The 19,345-nt window shown below is 62.4% G+C and carries 18 protein-coding genes and 3 pseudogenes; 16 read left to right on the forward strand and 5 right to left on the reverse strand.

Features of this window, described 5'->3' with window-relative positions; genetic code table 11:
* Positions 1-825, reverse strand: a pseudogene (locus tag H2O14_RS00005) (fumarate hydratase); the annotation flags it as partial.
* Between the two features lie 345 nt (positions 826-1,170).
* Here H2O14_RS00005 and H2O14_RS00010 point away from each other — a divergent pair.
* The 6 genes from H2O14_RS00010 (at position 1,171) to H2O14_RS00035 (ending at position 6,796) form a co-directional block, all read left to right on the forward strand.
* The gene (locus H2O14_RS00010; RefSeq protein WP_182825952.1) at positions 1,171-1,980 is read left to right on the forward strand and encodes a GGDEF domain-containing protein; all 810 of its coding nucleotides are present in this window, start codon (positions 1,171-1,173) and stop codon (positions 1,978-1,980) included.
* Positions 1,981-2,040: 60 nt separating this feature from the next.
* Positions 2,041-2,934, forward strand: coding sequence for a LysR substrate-binding domain-containing protein (locus tag H2O14_RS00015; RefSeq protein WP_182825954.1), 894 nt, complete (start codon positions 2,041-2,043; stop codon positions 2,932-2,934).
* A gap of 127 nt (positions 2,935-3,061) precedes the next feature.
* A complete protein-coding gene (gene aldA / locus H2O14_RS00020) occupies positions 3,062-4,483 on the forward strand; it encodes an aldehyde dehydrogenase (protein WP_182825956.1) in 1,422 nt (473 codons plus the stop codon).
* Between the two features lie 8 nt (positions 4,484-4,491).
* Entirely contained in the window at positions 4,492-6,123 is a 1,632-nt protein-coding gene (locus H2O14_RS00025; protein ID WP_182825958.1) for a GMC family oxidoreductase, read from the forward strand.
* A gap of 68 nt (positions 6,124-6,191) precedes the next feature.
* Positions 6,192-6,503, forward strand: coding sequence for a type II toxin-antitoxin system HigB family toxin (locus tag H2O14_RS00030; protein ID WP_182825960.1), 312 nt, complete (start codon positions 6,192-6,194; stop codon positions 6,501-6,503).
* Between the two features lie 11 nt (positions 6,504-6,514).
* On the forward strand, positions 6,515-6,796 hold the full coding sequence (locus H2O14_RS00035; protein ID WP_246697248.1) for a type II toxin-antitoxin system HigA family antitoxin: 282 nt from the start codon (positions 6,515-6,517) through the stop codon (positions 6,794-6,796).
* A 135-nt stretch (positions 6,797-6,931) separates the two neighbouring features.
* On the opposite strand, the pseudogene fumC reads toward H2O14_RS00035, so the two are convergent.
* A pseudogene (gene fumC, locus H2O14_RS00040) lies at positions 6,932-8,321 on the reverse strand (class II fumarate hydratase).
* A 183-nt stretch (positions 8,322-8,504) separates the two neighbouring features.
* Between fumC and H2O14_RS00045 the strand changes: the two are divergent.
* Both H2O14_RS00045 and H2O14_RS00050 read left to right on the forward strand, forming a co-directional pair.
* Positions 8,505-8,852 (forward strand): ArsR/SmtB family transcription factor, encoded by a 348-nt coding sequence (locus H2O14_RS00045; RefSeq protein WP_182825962.1) that lies wholly within the window; start codon positions 8,505-8,507, stop codon positions 8,850-8,852.
* Between the two features lie 297 nt (positions 8,853-9,149).
* Entirely contained in the window at positions 9,150-11,069 is a 1,920-nt protein-coding gene (locus H2O14_RS00050; protein ID WP_182825964.1) for a murein L,D-transpeptidase, read from the forward strand.
* A gap of 47 nt (positions 11,070-11,116) precedes the next feature.
* Here the strand turns inward: H2O14_RS00050 and H2O14_RS00055 are convergent, their stop codons facing one another.
* Positions 11,117-12,061, reverse strand: coding sequence for a LysR family transcriptional regulator (locus H2O14_RS00055; RefSeq protein WP_182825967.1), 945 nt, complete (start codon positions 12,059-12,061; stop codon positions 11,117-11,119).
* A 117-nt stretch (positions 12,062-12,178) separates the two neighbouring features.
* Between H2O14_RS00055 and H2O14_RS29160 the strand changes: the two genes are divergently transcribed.
* Both H2O14_RS29160 and H2O14_RS00060 read left to right on the forward strand, forming a co-directional pair.
* Positions 12,179-12,451 carry a VOC family protein gene (locus tag H2O14_RS29160; RefSeq protein ID WP_409526885.1) on the forward strand — a complete coding sequence of 91 codons (273 nt, stop codon included), beginning with the start codon at positions 12,179-12,181 and terminating at the stop codon, positions 12,449-12,451.
* Positions 12,451-12,630 carry a VOC family protein gene (locus H2O14_RS00060; RefSeq protein ID WP_182825970.1) on the forward strand — a complete coding sequence of 60 codons (180 nt, stop codon included), beginning with the start codon at positions 12,451-12,453 and terminating at the stop codon, positions 12,628-12,630. The genes H2O14_RS29160 and H2O14_RS00060 overlap by 1 nt, the downstream gene beginning before the upstream one ends.
* Before the next feature lie 24 nt (positions 12,631-12,654).
* Here H2O14_RS00060 and H2O14_RS00065 read toward each other — a convergent pair whose 3' ends face one another.
* Positions 12,655-13,368 (reverse strand): HAD family hydrolase, encoded by a 714-nt coding sequence (locus H2O14_RS00065; RefSeq protein ID WP_182825971.1) that lies wholly within the window; start codon positions 13,366-13,368, stop codon positions 12,655-12,657.
* A gap of 156 nt (positions 13,369-13,524) precedes the next feature.
* Here H2O14_RS00065 and rpiA point away from each other — a divergent pair.
* The 3 genes and pseudogenes from rpiA (at position 13,525) to gor (ending at position 16,269) form a co-directional block, all read left to right on the forward strand.
* Positions 13,525-14,216: pseudogene (rpiA, locus tag H2O14_RS00070) on the forward strand (ribose-5-phosphate isomerase RpiA).
* A 23-nt stretch (positions 14,217-14,239) separates the two neighbouring features.
* Positions 14,240-14,773: a DUF2059 domain-containing protein gene (locus tag H2O14_RS00075; protein ID WP_182825973.1), complete on the forward strand. Its 534-nt coding sequence runs from the start codon at positions 14,240-14,242 to the stop codon at positions 14,771-14,773.
* Positions 14,774-14,880: 107 nt separating this feature from the next.
* Entirely contained in the window at positions 14,881-16,269 is a 1,389-nt protein-coding gene (gene gor, locus H2O14_RS00080; RefSeq protein WP_182825975.1) for a glutathione-disulfide reductase, read from the forward strand.
* Here gor and H2O14_RS00085 read toward each other — a convergent pair.
* Entirely contained in the window at positions 16,239-16,463 is a 225-nt protein-coding gene (locus H2O14_RS00085) for a hypothetical protein (protein WP_182825977.1), read from the reverse strand. The genes gor and H2O14_RS00085 overlap by 31 nt on opposite strands.
* Before the next feature lie 145 nt (positions 16,464-16,608).
* On the opposite strand from H2O14_RS00085, the gene H2O14_RS00090 reads away from it, so the two are divergent.
* The 3 genes from H2O14_RS00090 (at position 16,609) to H2O14_RS00100 (ending at position 19,330) form a co-directional block, all read left to right on the forward strand.
* Positions 16,609-17,505 (forward strand): LysR family transcriptional regulator, encoded by an 897-nt coding sequence (locus H2O14_RS00090; protein WP_182825979.1) that lies wholly within the window; start codon positions 16,609-16,611, stop codon positions 17,503-17,505.
* A gap of 116 nt (positions 17,506-17,621) precedes the next feature.
* Positions 17,622-17,795 carry a hypothetical protein gene (locus H2O14_RS00095; protein WP_182825981.1) on the forward strand — a complete coding sequence of 58 codons (174 nt, stop codon included), beginning with the start codon at positions 17,622-17,624 and terminating at the stop codon, positions 17,793-17,795.
* A gap of 161 nt (positions 17,796-17,956) precedes the next feature.
* Positions 17,957-19,330 (forward strand): class II 3-deoxy-7-phosphoheptulonate synthase, encoded by a 1,374-nt coding sequence (locus H2O14_RS00100; RefSeq protein ID WP_182825983.1) that lies wholly within the window; start codon positions 17,957-17,959, stop codon positions 19,328-19,330.
* Positions 19,331-19,345 lie beyond the last annotated feature (15 nt).

Here is a 19,345-nt window from a genome sequence, read left to right on the forward strand (position 1 = left end):
ACTGGGTGAGCTTGTGGATTTCCTGTTCCATCTCGAGATCGCGGAAGGCGTGACCGCTTTCCGAACCTTCGGTCGGCAATTCGTCGAGATAATGGGTTGAGGCGAGCTTCACGGTCTTCAGATTCATCTCCGCCGACGTCCCGCCGATGACGATGGCGAGATGGTAGGGGGACAGGCCGCCGTGCCGAGCGACAGGATCTTGTCCTTGAGGAAGGCCACCATGCGGTCATGGGTCAGCAGCGACGGCGTGCCCTGGTAGAGGTAAGTCTTGTTGGCCGAGCCGCCTCCCTTGGCGACGAACAGGAACTCGTATTCGTCGACGCCCTCTTCATAGATGTCGATCTGGGCCGGGAGATTGTTCTTGGTGTTCTTTTCCTCGAACATCGAGATGGGCGCGAGCTGCGAATAGCGCAGGTTCTTCCTGAGATAGGCGTCCATCACGCCATGCGCCAAGGCTTCGTAATCGCCGCCTTCGGTCCAGACGCGGCGGCCCTTCTTGCCCATGATGATCGCCGTGCCGGTGTCCTGGCACATCGGCAGCACGCCGCCGGCGGCAATGTTGGCGTTCTTGAGCAGATCATAGGCGACGAAGCGGTCGTTGCCGGTGGCTTCAGGGTCGTCGAGAATCGAGGCGAGCTGCTTGAGGTGGTCGGCGCGCAGGAGATGGTTGATGTCGGCGAAGGCGGCTTCGGCGAGCAAACGCAGACCCTCCTCGGCGACCGTCAGGACCTCCTGACCCTTGAACATGTCCGTCGAGACATGATCGGATGAAAGCTTGCGGTATTCTGTCTTGTCCTCGCCGAGCGGTAAGAGATCTGCGGCCATAAGCTTGCCTTTCAATGCCAGAAGCGCTGCAAATGCGGCCTGTGTATAAGCTGGCCGCACGAATTTCAATGCGCCCTCGGCTAGGCCTTTCTGCTTAATCGATTGTAAAACCGAGGCAAACCTGAACGCGAACGTCACAATCCCTGTTCAGGAGTGACGCAAGCCTCCCGCATAGTTCAAATTGTATATTGTTCGTTAGAGGCGTGTTCACGCCTCGGTCTTAGTTTGAACGAGCCCTGGAAACAGAGGGAGCTCGGAATGATTCCGAACCGAAGACCCGTATCACGCGGGGTTGGGACATCCGTTGTCCAAAAAATATCGTTTGTTTGCCTCCTCGGCGTTCACATGCCGTTGGCGGTGATGCTGATGCAGGCGGGAAGCCTGCCGCCGCTGCATGTGCTGATCTGGCCGACTTTGGCCACGGTCTTCGGATCGATTCTGTGCATGACTGCGGTCTGGTGGCACCTGCGTCCGCTCGGCGAGCTGGCCGAAGGCCTGCGCCGCTTTCGACTCGAAGGTTATCTGCCGCGGCTCGAATCGGCTGGCGACGACGAAATCGGCATGGTGTCGGATTCCGTGGCGCGGCTGGTCGGCGAGCTCGACATCACGCTGAAGAAGCTGAAGGCGCAGGCGACGACAGATATCCTGACCGGTCTCGTCAATCGCCGGGCCATGCTCGACCGCGGCGCCGAGGAGCTGGCGCGCGCCCAGCGCGGTCGCGAAACGCTGAGCGTGGTGCTGATGGACCTCGACAATTTTCGATCGGTCAACGAGGATTTCGGCCAGGAAATCGGTGATCACGTGCTCGTCGCGATCGGCCAGGTGTTGCGCGACAATCTCCGTCCCTATGACGTCGCGGCGCGCATGGGCGGCGAGGAATTCCTCATCCTTTTGCCGAGAACCTCGCTGAAGGACGCCAAAGGCGTGGCCGAGCGGCTGCGACGAAGCCTGGAACAGACAATCATCGATCCCGTCCAGCGCGGCCGGATCACCGCGAGCTTCGGCCTCGCCGTCAGCCATGGCGGCGTCAACGGCCTCGAGGACATGATCGCCGAAGCCGATCTGGCGCTCTACGAGGCGAAGCGCGCGGGGCGCAACGCGGTGCGCGTCGCCGAGCCGATTTCGCTCGACCATATTCTCCGGCGGAGAAGCTGAGGCCTTCCCTTGGAGCGCGCGGGGCGATAGCGTCGCGCGTTTCCGACGCCGGAGTTACGAATGCGCCGCTTGCCCGCCCTGACCGCCATGAAGATCTTCGAGGTCGTCGGCCAGACGAGAAGTTTCACGCGGGCGGCCGAGCGGCTGAACCTCACCCAGAGCGCCGTCAGCCGCCAGGTGCGAAACCTCGAGGAGCAGCTCGGCGAAGCGCTGTTCATCCGCAAGCATCACGATCTCGAACTGACGGAATCGGGCGCGGAGCTTTATGCCACGCTGCAGGACGCCCTCCACAATGTCGAATTGACGGTGCGCTCGATCATGGAAAAGAGCAGCGGCGCGCGGCTGCGGCTCAATGCGCCGCCGACCTTCGCGCGGCGCTGGCTGATGCCGCGCCTGCCGTCGCTGCGCGAAGCGCTGCCCGACGTAGACATCAGCATCAGCACCGATCTGCAAGACAATCTCGGCGAACGCAGCCTGCTCGATTGCGCCATCCGCTTCGGCGACGGCGAGTGGCCGCTGATGCAGGTCAGCCACCTCCTGACCGAGCGACATGTCGCCGTCTGCGCGCCGTCGCTGCTCAAGGGGCAGGGGACGGTTTCCGGAAAGGATCTATCACGCTTCACCTTCCTGCATGTGCTGGCCTCGTCGAACCAGCGTTATCTCACCTGGCGGCATTGGCTGGATGCGGCGGGGCTGACCGAGGTCGACACCCGCGGCGGCCTCGAATTCGATCTTCTGGATCTCGCCATCGAAGCGGCCGTCAACGGCATGGGCGTAACGGTGGCCGACCGCGCCATGATTACGCCGCTTCTCGACCAGAGGCTGTTGACGACGATCATGGATGTCGAGGTGCCCGGCCATCAATCCTACTGGCTGGTGACGCGGTGCGAGCGCAGCGAAAGCGACAAGGTCGCAGCTTTCCGCGCCTGGTTGGAGCGGGAGCTTTCCGCCTAAATTTTCCGAGCATTCCTTTTTGGAATGGTTTGCCCGACAACTCCTCGCTTGCGCTTTGTTCAGTCCGGGATTTTGCTGAGCGATAACAGCCGCTTCGGGCGTATCACTTGCATCGGGAATCAAGGCCATGGACCACCAGATCTTTGTCGGAGGACGTTTCTCCTCTTCGCAATCGGGCCGAATGATCGACGTCGTCAATCCGGCGACGGGAAAAGTCTTCGCGCGCGTTCCTTCGGCCTCCGCCGAGGAGGCGGTGATCGCCGTCGAACGCGCCGCCGATGCGCAGAAGGAGTGGGGCGCGCGTCCCGCCATCGAGCGCGGCGATATGTTGCGGCGCTTCGCCGACGCCATCGAACGCAATGCCGACAAGATCGCTGCGGCGCTGGCCAGCGAGAGCGGCAAGAGCTTGGCCGACGCTCGCGCGGAAACCGGCTATGGCGTCGACCTGATGCGCTATCACGCCGAATGGGCGCGGCGCATCGAAGGCGAGGTGATCGAAAGCGACAGCCGCGACGAGACGCTGCTCTTGAAGCGCGTGCCGATCGGCGTCGCCGCCTGCCTGATCCCCTTCAACTTTCCGGTCTACACCTTCGTACGCAAGGTGGCCCCGGCGCTGATCGCCGGCAATGCCGTGGTGGTGCGCCCCTCCAATTCCACGCCGACCTCGGCCCTCGAGATCGCCGCCTGCGCGGAAGAGGCGGGCCTGCCTGCGGGCCTGCTCAACGTGCTGACCATGGACCACGACGTCGCCCGTGTTCTATGCACCCAGCCGCAGGTCGGCATGATCACCCTGACCGGCAGCGTTGCGGCCGGGCAGGCGGTGCTCGATTATTGCAGGGTCAATATCGCCAAGCCCTCGCTCGAACTCGGCGGCAAGACGCCTGTGGTGGTGGAGCCCGACGCCGATCTCGATCAGGTCGCCGCCATGCTGATCGGCGCCAAGAGCTATCACTGCGGCCAGGTCTGCACTTCGGCCGAACGGGTCTATGTCCATGAAAGCGTGCACGACGCGCTGGTGGAAAAGCTGACGGCGGCCTTCAAGGCGCGGGAATTCGGCGACAGGTCCGTCGATCCCGCAAAGGTCGGCCCGCTGCAGACGGCGGCGTCGCGCGCCCGCGTCCATGCGATGGTCGAACGCGCCGCGCAGGAAGGAGCGACAATTGCTGCGGGCGGCTATCTGCCCGAGGGCGACGGCTTCTTCTATCCGTCGACGCTGCTGCTCCGTTGCCGCCACGACATGGAGATCGTGCGTGAAGAGATCTTCGGGCCGGTTCTTCCGGTCATCGCCTATTCGTCCTTCGACGAGGCGCTCCAGATGATGAGCGACCATCAATATGGCCTCGCTTCGGTGCTGATGACCGAGAACTACCGCAATATCATGCGCGCTTCCGACGTGGTGGAAGCCGGCGAGCTCTATGTCAACCGTTTCCCGGGAGAGCCCTATCAGGGCTATCACGCCGGCTGGAAGCGCTCGGGCCTCGGCGGCGACGACGGCAAGCACGGCATGCTGGAATTCACCCAGACCCGTCTCGTCATCCTCAAGCACTGAGCGCCGCCATGAGCAGCTATGACTATGTGATCGTCGGCGCAGGTTCGGCCGGCTGCATTCTCGCCAATCGACTGACGGAGGACGGCCGCTATCGCGTGCTGCTGATCGAGGCCGGCGGCAAGGACAGTTCCTTCTGGTTCAAGATCCCCATCGGTTACGCGATGAGCTACTACAATCCGAAGGTCAACTGGATGTACTATTCCGAGCCGGAGGCCGAGCTCGGCGGACGCCGGGTCTATGTGCCGCGCGGCAAGGTGCAGGGCGGCTCCGGCTCGATCAACGCCATGGTCTATGTGCGCGGCGCAGCCACCGATTTCGACGACTGGGCGGCGGCCGGCAATTCCGGATGGTCCTATCAGGACGTGCTGCCGGTGTTCAAGAAGCTGGAAACCCATGCCGACGGCGCCAATGACTGGCATGGCGACACGGGGCCGATCCATGTGACGCCGATGCGCGGCGGCACGCATCGCATCACCGACGCCTTCCTCGCCGCCTGCGGCGAACTGCAACTGCCCGTCAATCATGATTTCAACGGCGCCTCCATCGAGGGCGGCGGCGTCTATGACATCAACACCCGCGGCGGGCGTCGCTCCCATTCGAGCGCCGAATACTTGAAGCCGATTTTGGCGCGACCCAATCTCACCGTCGAGCGCTTCGTCCATGTCGAGCAGTTGGCTTTTGACGCCACCGGACGCGCGGTCGGCGTCGAGGCGACGCGTAATGGAGAGAGGTTGACATTCTCGGCGCGGCGCGAGGTGATCGTGGCCGCCGGCGCCGTCGGCAGCCCGGCCATTCTCCAGCGCTCGGGGCTCGGCGATGGCGACGTTCTGAAGAAGGCGGGCGTGGCGGTGCGCAGGCATCTGCCGGCCGTCGGGCGGAACCTGCAGGACCATCTCTGCGCGAGCTTTTACTACAAGTCGAAAATCCCGACGCTCAACGACACCTTCTCGAAATTCCATCACCGCATGTTGATGGGCCTGCGTTATGTTCTGAGCGGCACGGGACCCTTCTCAATGAGCGTCAATCAGGCCGGCGGTTTCTTCCGCGGCAAGCCGGAGGAGCCGCGGCCCAACATCCAGCTCTACTTCAACCCGCTCTCCTATCGCATTCCAAATACGCCGAAATCCGGCCTTACGCCCGAGCCCTATTCCGGCTATCTCATCGCCTTCAATTCCTGCCGGCCGACAAGCCGCGGCGAAATCATGATCGCTTCTCCCGACAGCCACGCTAGCCCAAAGATCATGCCGCATTTCCTGACCACCGAGCGCGACCTCGACGAAGTGATCCAGGGCAGCCGCCTGGTGCGTCGGATCGCATCTGCGCCGGCCATCGCCTCGCTGACCGAGGCCGAGATTTCACCCGGACCGCAGGCTGAGAGCGACGAGGCGTTCCTCGACTATTTCCGCGCCAATTCCGGCTCGATCTACCATCTCTGCGGGACCTGCATGATGGGTCCGGACGCGGAAACGTCCGTGGTCGACGCTCGTCTGCGCGTGCATGGCGTGCCGGGCCTGCGCGTCATCGACGCCTCGATCTTCCCCAATGTCACCGCCGGCAATATCAATGCGCCGACGATGATGGTGGCCGAGAAGGGCGCGCAGATGGCGCTGGAGGATGCGCGGATGGAAGCGGCGGCGTGAGTCGTCGCTGAAGTCTCAAGCATCTCCGGAGGGCTTGTTTCCAAAGTGGGAACGAGTTATGCTTCCTTATGCACGTCATCGCCAAATCAGCCTTGGTGAAGTTCTGGGAAAGCCAACCGGCAGGGCTCCCGCGTGAGGCTGCAAAAGCGGCTTTGTCGTCATGGTATACGACAGTGTCGGATGCCGTTTGGAGAGATTTTAACGATCTCAGGAAGACGTTTAACTCGGCGGATTATGTCGCGGACGGCAAGGTCGTGTTCGATGTCGGTGGCAACAAATATCGTGTCGTCGGCTTGGTGGGATATCGTACTAAGCGGGTGTTCGTTCTCTTTGTCGGCACACATGCAGACTATGACCGCATCAGCGTCAAAGATCTCTAGGGAGGCAAGCCATGGATTTCTCAAGCTTGAGGACATTGCAAAGCGAGGGCGAATACCAAGCCGCGCTTCTTGCCGTGCGCCCCTTCTTCGAGAAGGAGCCCTTGGAAGGAAGTCTAGACGCTGCTCGTTTCGATGCTCTTGTCCTGCTGATCGAGGAGTATGAGAAGCGGGTCTATCCGGTCCCGCGCGCCGAGCCGGTCGAGGTCATCAAGGCGGTGATGGAGACGAACAACTATTCTCGCGCGGATCTCGTGGCCATCCTGGGGTCAAGGCGCGTGCGTCGGATCTTCTGAACAAACGCCGCGACATCAATCTGGACCAGATCCGCAAACTGAGTAAAGCCTGGAATATTCCCGCTGCGGCGTTGATCGGAGACGTCGCGGCATAGGAGCAGCCGCGACATCCGTTTAAATCGGGTTTTCTCGTCTTCAGCCCGGCCCCACCATTTTCTCCGGCCTGACCACCTCGTCATATTGCGCTTCCGTCACCAGTCCGGTCGCCAGCGCTTCCTCTTTCAAGGTGGTGCCGTTCTTGTGGGCGGTCTTGGCGATCTTGGCGGCGGCGTCGTAGCCGATGACAGGGGCGAGGGCGGTGACCAGCATCAGCGAGCGCTCGACGCCCTGGCGGATATTGTCCTCGCGCGCGGCGATGCCGATCACGCAATTTTCGGTGAAGGAGCGAGCGGCGTCGCCGAGCAGCTGCACCGATTGCAGGAAGTTATAGGCCATCACGGGATTGTAGACATTCAGCTCGAAATGCCCCTGGCTTGCCGGCGAAGGTGATCGCGGCATTGTTGCCGAAGATGTGCGCGCAGACCTGAGTCAGCGCCTCGCACTGGGTCGGATTGACCTTGCCCGGCATGATCGAGGAACCCGGTTCGTTCTCCGGCAGCGCCAGCTCGCCGAGGCCGGCGCGCGGGCCGGAGCCGAGGAACCGGATGTCGTTGGCGATCTTGAACAGCGCGGCCGCGGCGGCGTTGATCGCGCCATGCGAAAACACCATGGCGTCATGGGCGGCGAGCGCCTCGAATTTATTGGGCGCGGTGACGAAGGGCATGCCGGTGATGCCGGCGATTTCCTCCGCCACCAGTTCGGCGAAACCAACGGGGGCGTTCAGACCCGTGCCGACGGCGGTGCCGCCCTGGGCGAGCTGCAGCAGGCCGCCCATCGTGTCGCCGATCCGCTTGATGGCGGAATGGACCTGCGCGGCGTAGCCGCCGAATTCCTGGCCCAGCGTCAGCGGCGTCGCATCCTGCGTATGGGTGCGACCGATCTTGATGATGTGCTCGAATTCCTTGGACTTTGCCTCCAGCGCCTTGTGCAGATGGGTGAGGGCTGGGATCAGGTGATGAGCGATCTCGACCGCGCAGGCGATATGCATCGCCGTCGGATAGGTGTCGTTGGACGACTGGCTCATATTGACGTGGTCATTGGGGTGAACCGGCTTCTTGGAGCCCTTGGCGCCGCCCAGCATTTCGATCGCGCGATTGGAGATCACCTCGTTGGCGTTCATGTTCGACTGGGTGCCGGAGCCGGTCTGCCAGACCACTAGCGGAAAGTGATCGTCGAGTTTGCCGTCGATGACCTCCTGCGCCGCCGTGACGATGACGTCGCCGAGCTTGGGATCGAGCTGGCCGAGCTTCACATTGGCGCGGGCGGCGGCCTGCTTGACCACGCCGAGCGCTTTGACGATCGACGCCGGCTGTTTTTCCCAGCCGATGCGGAAGTTTCCGAGCGAGCGCTGCGCCTGTGCGCCCCAGAGGCGATCGTCTTCCACTTCGATGGGGCCGAAAGTGTCGGTTTCGATGCGTGTCGGCATGGGGAATATCCTTCTGATCCGAGTCCAGTATCTTGTCTAATCCCGCCTGCGCGTGAAAGGAAGTGGTCACTCCAACGTCCTCAGCACACACTCCGTTCGCAAGGCGCAAGAATTTACGTGCAAGCGCGGCCTCGCCTTCCTATATGCGATGAAGCAAGGGCGGCGACTGAAAGCCGGGCGGCGATGGACGAGATCGAGACTGACAAGCAACCGGTTCTGAGCAAGCTGACGGCGCTGTCGCATGCCGGCCGTCTCGACATTTTCCGTCTGCTCGTTGCGGCGGGAGGCGCTGGACTCAATGCCGGCGAGATTGCCGTGGCGCTGGATCTCAAGCCCAATACGCTTTCTCAACATCTGACCATGCTGTCTGCGGCCCATCTGATCCGCGCGCAGCGGGAAGGGCGCAACATCCGCTACTTCGCCGAAATTTCCGCGATGGGACAACTCCTCGGCTTTCTCATGCAGGATTGCTGCGGCCGCAGCCCGGACATCTGTCGGAAAGCGCTGGAAACCTTGAAGATCCGCCGTTAGTCGCAGCGATGTCTGCGCCATTTTGGCCACAGCCTCTCCGAAACGAACTATGCGAAACTGTGCGGCAAGCCTGACGTCCGAGGGCGAAAGCATGTCTGACGGCTTAACAATAAATTAAGGTTATCAGTGTGTTGTGGATGTTCGAAATCGGGCCTGCCCAAAACGCGTCACAAATTTGTGACCTCATGAATGAAGTCGACCGGTCATCCGTTTTCTTTTCAAGGGATTGGCGATCCGCTAGTCTGTCAGCAACTTGATTTGGGGTGACGGCGTTTCGTCGTCGGGAATGATAGCAACATGAAGATGAAGACTACGACAGCGATCGTCGCACTTGCCGTGGCTGGCGCGATCGGAATGAGCTCCGCGCCTGTCGGCGCCGCCACATTGCTCGACTTCCTCAAGGGCAACAAGGCCGCACAGAGACCGCAGCAGCCCTTCGCCGGGTCGCTGGATGACGACACCAGCGCCTTCCCGGACCCCGCAGCGCCGGCCAGGCCGTTGCCGAAAGTGACGGGTCCGACCTACAATGTCTACAAGGCCGATGCTCTGCGCTGGATCGCCGCGTCGAAATTCGCGTCGTCCAGCCAATCCGCGTCGGCCGCTGCGATCGAACAGCCCGAGGCGACCGGTTCGATCCAGACCATCTCCGCCCCTGCGAGTTTCGACGCCGGCGCCGAGCCGCGCGCGTTCATGGCCGATGTCAAGGTCAAGGCCCCGTCCGAAGTGGCGACCGCAATCGAGAAATACTACGCCACGCATCAGGGGCTCGTATGGGTCGACGCCAATGGCGTCAGCCAGAAGGCCCGAGATGCGATGGCGGCGCTCGCCGACGCCGGCGCCGACGGCCTCGATCCCGCCGATTACGCCGTGACAGATCCCGATGGCGCAATGACCGACGCCGATCCGGCCGCGCGTCAGAAGCAACTGATGCAGTTCGAGATCGAGATGTCGGCCGCCGTGCTGACCTATGTCCAGGACGCCCAGCGCGGCCGCATCGATCCCAACCGGATCTCGGGCTATTACGATTTCAAGCGCAAGACGATCAATCTCGACGCCGCGCTGACCAATGTCGCGCTCTCGGGAGACGTGAAGGCCTATCTGGTGAGCCGCAATCCGCAGAACGCGCAGTACCAGGCGTTGAAGGCCGAGCTGGCGCGACTGAAGGCCGTCGACGGCGAACAGGAAGCGCGGGTGGATGTTGCGCCGGGCACCCTGATCAAGCCGGGCGACGTCAATCCCGAGCTCGCCAACGTGGTGGCCGCCATTCGCCAGCGCGGTTCCGACAAGCTCAAGCTCGATCATTCGCTGACGCTCGCCTCCTACCAAGGCGGCGCCGATTACGCGCCGGAGATCGTCGAACTGGTGAAGGCCTATCAGACCGAGAACGGCCTGAAGGGCGACGGCGTCGTCGGCCGCGGCACGGTCCGTGTTCTCAGCGGCGGCGACAGCCACAGCGCCAAGATAAACAAGCTCGTGGTTGCGATGGAGCAGATGCGCTGGCTGCCGAAGGATCTCGGCCCGCGCTTCGTCTTCATCAACCAGCCGGCGTTCAAGGCCTACTACTACAACGAAGGCCGCGAACAGTTCGAGATGAAGGTCGTCGTGGGGTCGAAAGCCAACCAGACCTATTTCTTCCAAGACGAGATCGAAGTCGTCGAATTCAACCCCTATTGGGGCGTTCCGCGCTCGATCATCGTCAACGAGATGTTGCCGAAGCTGCGCCAGGACCCCAGCTATCTCGACCGACTCGGCTACGAGACGTCGGTCGGCGGTCAGCAGATGTCGTCGACCGACATCGACTGGAGCACGACCGACTCCGTCGATGTGCGCCAGCCGCCGGGCAGCGACAATGCGCTGGGACAGCTGAAGATCATGTTCCCGAACTCTCATGCGATCTACATGCATGACACGCCGCAGAAGAAGTTCTTCGGCCGCGACATGCGCGCTCTCAGCCATGGCTGCGTGCGTCTGGTCGATCCGAAGAAGATGGCCGCTGCGGTGCTCAACATGTCGGTCGCCGACGTCGACCAACAGATCGCCACCGGCAAGAACCATCAGGTCAAGGCGCCGGAGAAGTTTCCGGTTTACGTCTCCTACTTCACCGCTTTCCCAAATAAGGACGGCGCCGTGGAATATTTCGACGATGTCTATGATCGCGACATGTATTTGGGCCGCGCCCTCGAGGCTACGCGCAAGGCGCGGCATGGCCAGGGCTGAAACGAGGCGCCAATCTGTCGTCGGCGTAGGGCGGCTTTCGGGCCGCCTTACGTGCTTTTGGGAGAGTAGTGAGCCGCCGCTGTCTTGCGATCATCCTGGATCATCGCCACGAAGGCGCGCAATGGGGCAGGCATGAAGCGGCTGGAAAAATAAAGTTGCGGCCCCTCGAACGGCGACCACCACTCGGGCAGCACCGCCGCAAGTAGACCGTGTTTCAAATAGGGCGTCAGCCAGTTCTCGAAAGTGCCGATCACCCCATGCCCGGCGCAGGCGAGTTTTATAGCGGCGTCGGCGGCGTCGACATTGATAATCAGACGGCCTTCCGGATTGACGCGGGCTTCCACACCATCCTTTTCGAACACCCATTCGACCAGCGCGCCGCTGGTGAAGCGCAGGCGGATGCATTTATGTTCCGTCAGGTCGCGCGGATGGGTAGGCGCGCCATAGCGGCTGAGATAGTCCGGCGAGGCCGCCAGCGCCACCTGCTGCCGGTCTGGTCCGATCGGGATTGCGATCATGTCCTGCGCCAGATGTTCGCCATAGCGAATGCCGGCGTCACAGCCTGCGGCGACGATATCGACAAGACGATCGTCGACCATGATCTCGACCCGCACGTCTGGGTGTATACGCAGAAACCGGTCGATCATCGGCGGCAATATGTCGACCATGACGGCGCCGGTAACATTGAGCTTCAACAATCCCCGAACCTGCTCCTGCGCATTCTGAACGTCCTGCAATGCAGCGCGCGTCTCCCGGAACAATGGCCGGAGACGCGCCGCGAGAACGCGACCGGCATCGGTCGGCGTGACGCTGCGGGTGGTTCGGATCAGCAGCGGCGTTCGGAGTCGATCCTCAAGAGCCGCGATCTTCTCGCTAACGGTCGATGGTGAAAGCCCGAGGCGCTTGGCTGACGATCTGAAGCCGCCCGTTTCACAAACACTGAGAAAAATCGAGAGATCGTCGAGCGGAACCATATCGTCGTTGTTCGCCATAGCGATCAGCGTATCCGGAATTCGGTGGATTATCAACCTAGGTCGAACGGATCTACAAGACGCCATACCGCAACCGAGGTTCCTTTCGACCTTATCCTCCAGTCCAGAGAACATGTCATGACAGAGTCTAAGACCCATTCCCGCCCATCGAAGCCTTTCACGTCCTGGCGAGGTAGCCATGTCGGCATCCGCGTTGCTGATTTCGACGCTGCAGTCGACTGGTACATTGCAATGCTCGAATTTCGCCTGACTGAGACCATGCAGCACGGCTCCACACGTTTCGGCGTTTTGACGTTGCCTACGGACGACGCTTTCGCAATCGAAATCATCGCCAATCCTAACGGGGCGCCGCGTCCCCCTACCGCGACCTGTCCGACAGCCATGCTCTGATGGGATGGCATCACATCTGCCTCGGCACCTCCGATATCGATACTGATATCGAGGAACTCAGATCCCGTGGCGTCAGGATCGTTAGCGAAGCTCGGGATGTCGACGACTGGGGCATCCGTTTCGCCTTCATCGCCGATCCGTGGGGTAATCTGATTGAACTGCTACAGTCGAAGAGCTGAGATCGTTGACACCCCATGCGGCAGTCAGCCCGCCACCAGTCTCTCCACCAACTCCACCGTCAACTCGTCGAAATGGCCGATCACCACGCTCGGACCGAGATCCTCGACAGGCGTGTCCGAGTAGCCGAATGGCACGGCGATCGATGCGATCTTGGCGTTCTGCGCGACCTTGATGTCGTTGAGGCTGTCGCCCACCATGACGGTGCGGGCAGGGTCGCCGCCGGCGCGTTCGATGGTGCCGAGAAGATGGGCCGCGTCGGGCTTGCGGACCGTAAAGGTGTCGCCGCCGGTGATCGCGGAAAAGCGGTCGGCGAGGCCCAGGCCTTCGAGAAGCGGGCGCGCCAACCCCTCCATCTTGTTGGTGCAGACGGCGAGCGCGACATCGGCCGCCGCCAGACGGTCGAGCGCCTCGACGAGGCCGGGATAGGGCTTGCTCTTGCCCGGCATGCCGCCGCGGTAATGCGCGATGAATCGCTCCAGCATCGGCGGAAAGTCTTCTTCCTCCAGCGGCTGGCCCCGTAGCGCGAAGGCGCGCTCGATCATGGCGCGGGCGCCGTGCCCGACCAGATGCGTGAGATCCTCGAAGCCGACCGGCGGCAGGTCGCGCGCCGAGATGGTGAAGTTCAGGCTGTCGATCAGGTCGGGGGCGGTGTCGATCAGGGTTCCGTCGAGATCGAATACGGCAAGCAGGCGCGGCACGGGCAGTCTCCTCACAAAGAATGAGGCTGTGATAAACATCGCCGGCCGTCATGTAAATCGCGCCGCAACGCCAGTCGTCTTGCCGTCTGTCATTTCCCGGCGGGAAGCAGACGATGCAAAACTCGTCTTTGCTTCTTCCGCTCGCTCACAAGCTCGTGTAAAAGCCCGTCCACGAACAATCGGAGATCCTGGCGGATGGACGCCCGGCATATGAAAATCATCGCCGCCCAAGAGGCGCTCAAGCATGTCGAGCACGGCATGCGCCTCGGAATCGGCACTGGCTCCACCGCGGAAGAATTCGTCCGGTTGCTGGCCGAAAAGGTGGCCGAAGGGCTCGAGGTCCGCGGCGTGCCGACATCGGAGCGCACCGCGCGGCTCTGCCTCGAACTCGGCGTACCCCTGAACTCGCTCGACGAGCTTCCCGAACTCGACCTCACCATCGACGGGGCAGACGAAGTCGACGGTCAGCTCCGCCTGATCAAGGGCGGCGGCGGCGCGCTTCTGCGGGAAAAGATCGTCGCGGCCGCCTCGGCGCGGATGATCGTCATCGCCGACGAAACAAAGGTCGTCGACACGCTCGGCAAGTTTCCGCTGCCCATCGAGGTCAATCCGTTCGGCCTGGCCGCCACCCGTATCGCGGTGGACAAATGCGCTTCCCGCCTCGGTCTGACCGGCGAGATCGCCCTGCGCAAACGGGGTGAAGACGCCTATGAGACCGATGGCGGCCATTACATTCTCGATGCTTCTTTTGGCCGTATTTCTGATGCAGAGGCGCTGGCTGCGAGTCTGTATTCGATCCCCGGCGTGGTCGAGCACGGGCTGTTCATCAATCTGGCCTCCTGGCCATCATCGCGGGTCCGCAATCTGCGCGGACCATCGCGGTCTAATCTGACGAGGAGATAGTGTGTCCATGATGAAGATTGACAGGATCGGGCGCGCGGCTTTGGTCGCGGGCATGATGTTCGGGTTTGGCGCGTCGCTCGCCGTCGCTCAGGAGAGCATTTCGGACGCGCATCTGAAGGCTGCCCGCTCGGCGATGAAAGCGATCAAGATCACCGAGCCTTTCGACGCCATCCTTCCCAATATCGCCCAGCGCCTCAAGGGCACGCTGATCCAGAGCTCGCCCAATTACGAGCAGCTGATCAACGACACGGTCGACGCCAAGGCGCTCGAACTCGCCGCGCGACGCGCCGATCTCGAAAAGGAAGCTGCGGCGATCTACGCCAAGACTTTCTCGGAAGAAGAGCTGAACCAGATCGCCGCCTTTTATTCCGGCCCGGCCGGGCAGAAGCTGTTGAAGGATGGCCCTCTCGTCATCCGTCAGCTGTCGAAGGCCGCGGACATCTGGGCGACCGGCATGAGCCGCGATCTGTCGACCACCACCGACGCGGCGCTCGAAACGGCGATCGCCGCCGAAAAGAAGGCCGAGCAGCCCAAGCAGTGAGGCGCTCTCTGACGACGATGCAAGCCCGCCTCCCGGCGGGCTTTTCTTTGCCGCTCGAGCCGCCATATGAACATGCGGGAGGCCGGGAGTTTCTAGTGGGGAATGAAATGTCCAGTTACGATTATGATCTCTTCGTCATCGGCGGCGGTTCGGGCGGCGTGCGTGCGGCGCGCGTGTCGGCGTCGCTCGGCAAGAAAGTAGCGATCGCCGAGGAATACCGTTTCGGCGGCACCTGCGTCATCCGCGGCTGCGTCCCGAAGAAGCTGTTCGTCTACGCCTCGCAGTTCCACGAGCATTTCGAGGACGCCGCCGGTTTCGGCTGGGAGGTCGGCGAATCGCGTTTCGATTGGAAAAAGCTGGTGGCCGCCAAGGATCAGGAAATCAACCGTCTCGAAGGCCTCTATCGCAAAGGGCTGACCAATGCCGGCGCCGAGCAGATCGACAGCCGCGCCGAACTGGTCGATCCCCACACCGTGCTGATCAAGGCGACCGGCAAGACCGTGACCGCCGAGCGGATCATCGTCGCCGTCGGCGGCGCACCGTCGGTCCATGGCGCGCTTCCCGGTTTCGAGCACTGCATCAGCTCCAATGGAGCCTTCCATCTCAACGAACTGCCGGACGCGATCCTCATCGAAGGCGGCGGTTATATCGCGGTGGAATTCGCCAATATTTTCCATGGTCTCGGCGTCAAGACGACGCTGATCTATCGCGGCAAGGAGATCCTGTCGCGCTTCGATCAGGATATGCGGCGCGGTCTGCATGCGGCCATGCAGGCCAAGGGCATCGAGATCCTCTGCGAGGATGTGATCCTCAATGTCGAGAAGAAAGCCGAGGGACAGCTGGTCGCCACGACCAAGCAGGGCAAGATCCTCGAAGTCGGCCAGGTGATGCTGGCGATCGGCCGGTCGCCCAACACCAAGAGTCTCGGCCTGGAACAGGCCGGGGTCGCGGTGAACGAGCGCGGGGCGATCATCGTCGATCAGTATTCCCGGACCAATGTGGCGAGCATCTTCGCGCTCGGCGACGTGACGGACCGCGTGCAGCTGACGCCCGTCGCCATTCACGAGGCGATGTGTTTCATCGAGACGGAATACAAGAACAATCCGACCTCGCCGGATCACGACCTCATCGCCACCGCCGTCTTCTCCCAGCCGGAAATCGGCACTGTCGGCATGAGCGAGGAGCAGGCGGCCAAGGCGTTCGAAGAGCTGGAAGTCTACCGTGCGGAATTCCGGCCGATGAAAGCGACGTTGTCGGGCCGGGCGGAGCGGATGATCATGAAGCTGATCGTCAACGCCGCGGATCGCAAGGTGGTGGGCGCGCATATCCTCGGCCATGACGCCGGCGAGATGGCGCAGCTTCTCGGCATCACGCTTAAGGCCGGCTGCACCAAGGATGATTTCGACCGCACCATGGCGGTGCATCCCACCGCAGCCGAAGAGCTCGTGACCATGTATGCGCCGACCTATCGGGTCAGGAACGGCGAGCGGGTCTGAACCATGACGCCGGTCCGGCGCGGCTGTCGCGCCGGTCCGTTTTCATCTGGCGATCTCGCGCGCGTCAGCCGCGCCAAAAGCGGCGCGAGCCAGTCGAGGCCGCGCCATTCCTCCCGCTCCAGAGGGTCCTGAAACGCATGAGATTTCGGGATGCGCTGGCCGCCGCGGCGAGTGAAGGGATCGGATAAGGGCATGATATCTCTCCTGCCGTTTTGTTCTGATCCCAAGGTAGGGCAGGGGCTGCCGAGGACGTAGACGCAAGGATGAAAAGCCCATTTCAGCTGCGAAATATTCAAGGCGCCCACGGGCGTGCTATGGTCGGCCGCGAAGGAGACCGGCATGCTCGGCGCGGATTGGAACGACCTCGATCTGTTTTTTCATGTGGCGACGCAAGGCGGGCTGACCGGCGCGGCGATCGCCACGGGCGTAAGCGCGCCGACCATCGGCCGCCGCATGCTCGGGCTCGAACGGCAGCTGGGCCGCACCCTATTCATTCGCAGTCCCCAGGGCTATCGGCTTGCCCATGACGGGGCGGTGCTGCTCGACCATGTGCGCGTGATGCGTCGCGCCGCCGACAGTATTGTCGAATGGCAGCGCGGCGCCTTCGCCCTGCCGATCGTCTCGATCGCCGGCGACGCCTGGATCGCCGGCTTTCTCGCAGATCACGCCCAGGCCATTCGCGGGCATGACGACGCTTTCCGCATCTGTTGCAAATCCGCCCATACCGGGCTCGACCTGACCTTTCGCGAGGCGGATGTGGCGATCCTGGCCGTCCGACCCGATCACGGCAACTTCGCCGTCCGGCAGAGCGTCACGATGCGCTACGGCGTCTATGGCGCCGTCGCGATGACGGCCGAAGCGAGTGAGCGCTGGATTTCGCTCGGGACGGAAAGCGCCGCCTCCGCGGCGGATCGCTGGGTGTTCGAGCATCATGAAAACAGGATCATGACCTGGACCAGCAGTCCGGATCTCCTGCAGAGACTGATCCGAAAGGGCCACGGTTTCGGCGCGTGCCGCCTCTTCGTGGGGGATAGCGATCCGGAGCTGGCGCGGCGCGACGAAGCGATCGCCGAGCTCGACCATCCGCTGTTCATCGGCGCCAATGACGATGATCGCAAGCGCCCCGAAGTGCGCATCGTGCTCGACCGCATCGCGAATCTGCTGCGCGCCCATCAGGACCTGTTCGCCGGCGGCGATGCTCCCGCCGCGCGGCGAGCGTCGGCCGAGGCGTCCTGAAGTTTTTCTGCGACAGGCCGTAAAATCTGCTAATTTGACAGTCATCAATGCTTCGCGGCCGGCGGGAGGAGACGGCGGGCGCGAAACCCTGGCATGAAGACAGCGGAGGATTGATCATGGCAAGCGTAAGCAAGATCCGGCCCGGCCCGGTTCACCCCGACACCACCGGCATGGGCGAAGACCGCATGCTGGACGCCCAGCGTAGCGGCTTCGGCTTCATCAGCTATCTTTTGTTTCCCTTGATCGCGGTCGTCGCCTTCGCCGCGGCGCTGTATCAGTCCGCGCCGTGAAGGGACGCGACGCTGAACTCATTGTTCATCGAACGGCGGCGAAACCGGTGTTTTGCAGCCATTGAAGGCTTTGCAAACTCTTCCTTAATATGTATAAGCCCGCCGATCAGCGGGCTGGCGTTTCACGCCCGCAGTGTATCCACATCGAACAGGTGAGTATTATGGCACAGAATTGGAACCCGTCTAGCTGGAGGTCTAAGCCCATTCAGCAGGTTCCGGAGTATCCGGACTTGTCTCAGCTTGAGGCTACGGAAGCTCGTCTGGCCAAGTTTCCGCCGCTCGTTTTTGCAGGCGAGGCGCGGCGTTTGAAGGCCTCGCTCGCCAAGGTCGCCAATGGGGAGAGCTTCCTGCTCCAGGGCGGCGACTGCGCCGAAAGCTTCGCTGAACATGGCGCGGACACGATCCGCGACTTCTTCCGCGCCTTCCTGCAGATGGCCGTGGTCCTGACCTTCGGTGCGCAGAAGCCCGTCGTCAAGGTCGGCCGCATCGCCGGCCAGTTCGCCAAGCCGCGCTCCTCGGGCATCGAGAAGAAGGGCGACATCGAACTGCCGAGCTACCGCGGCGACATCATCAACGGCATCGAATTCACCGAGGAAGCCCGGATTCCGAGCCCGGAACGCCAGATCATGGCCTACCGCCAGTCGGCTGCGACGCTGAACCTGCTGCGCGCCTTCGCGATGGGCGGCTACGCCAATCTCGACAATGTGCACAAGTGGATGCTCGGCTTCGTCAAGGACAGCCCGCAGGCGGAACGTTACCGCGCGCTCGCCGACCGCATTTCCGAAACCATGGACTTCATGGCGGCGATCGGCATTACGCCGGAAAACAATCCGAGCCTGCGCGAAACCGATTTCTTCACCAGCCATGAAGCGCTGCTTCTCGGCTATGAAGAAGCGCTGACCCGCGTCGATTCGACCTCGGGCGACTGGTATGCGACCTCGGGCCATATGATCTGGATCGGCGACCGCACCCGCCAGCCCGATCACGCCCATGTCGAATATTGCCGCGGCATCAAGAACCCGATCGGACTGAAGTGCGGTCCGTCGCTGACCGCGGACGGCCTGCTGGAGCTGATCGACATTCTGAACCCGGCCAACGAAGCCGGTCGTCTGACGCTGATCTGCCGTTTCGGTCACGACAAGGTCGCCGAACATCTGCCGCGCCTCATTCGCGCCGTCGAGCGCGAAGGTCGTAAGGTGGTCTGGTCCTGTGATCCGATGCATGGCAACACGATCACGCTCAACAACTACAAGACCCGGCCGTTCGACCGGATCCTGACGGAAGTCGAGAACTTCTTCCAGATCCACTATGCCGAAGGCACGCATCCCGGCGGCATCCATATCGAGATGACCGGCAACGACGTGACCGAATGCACCGGCGGCGCACGCGCGCTGACGGGCGAAGACCTGCAGGATCGCTACCACACCCATTGCGATCCGCGCCTCAACGCCGACCAGGCTCTCGAACTGGCCTTCCTGCTGGCCGAGAACCTCAAGTCCGGCCGCGACGAGCAGAAGCTGGCCGTCAACGCCTGAGGCGAGACTGACAAG

This window comes from Rhizobium sp. G21, from assembly GCF_014158035.1.
Classification (GTDB): domain Bacteria; phylum Pseudomonadota; class Alphaproteobacteria; order Rhizobiales; family Rhizobiaceae; genus Rhizobium_E.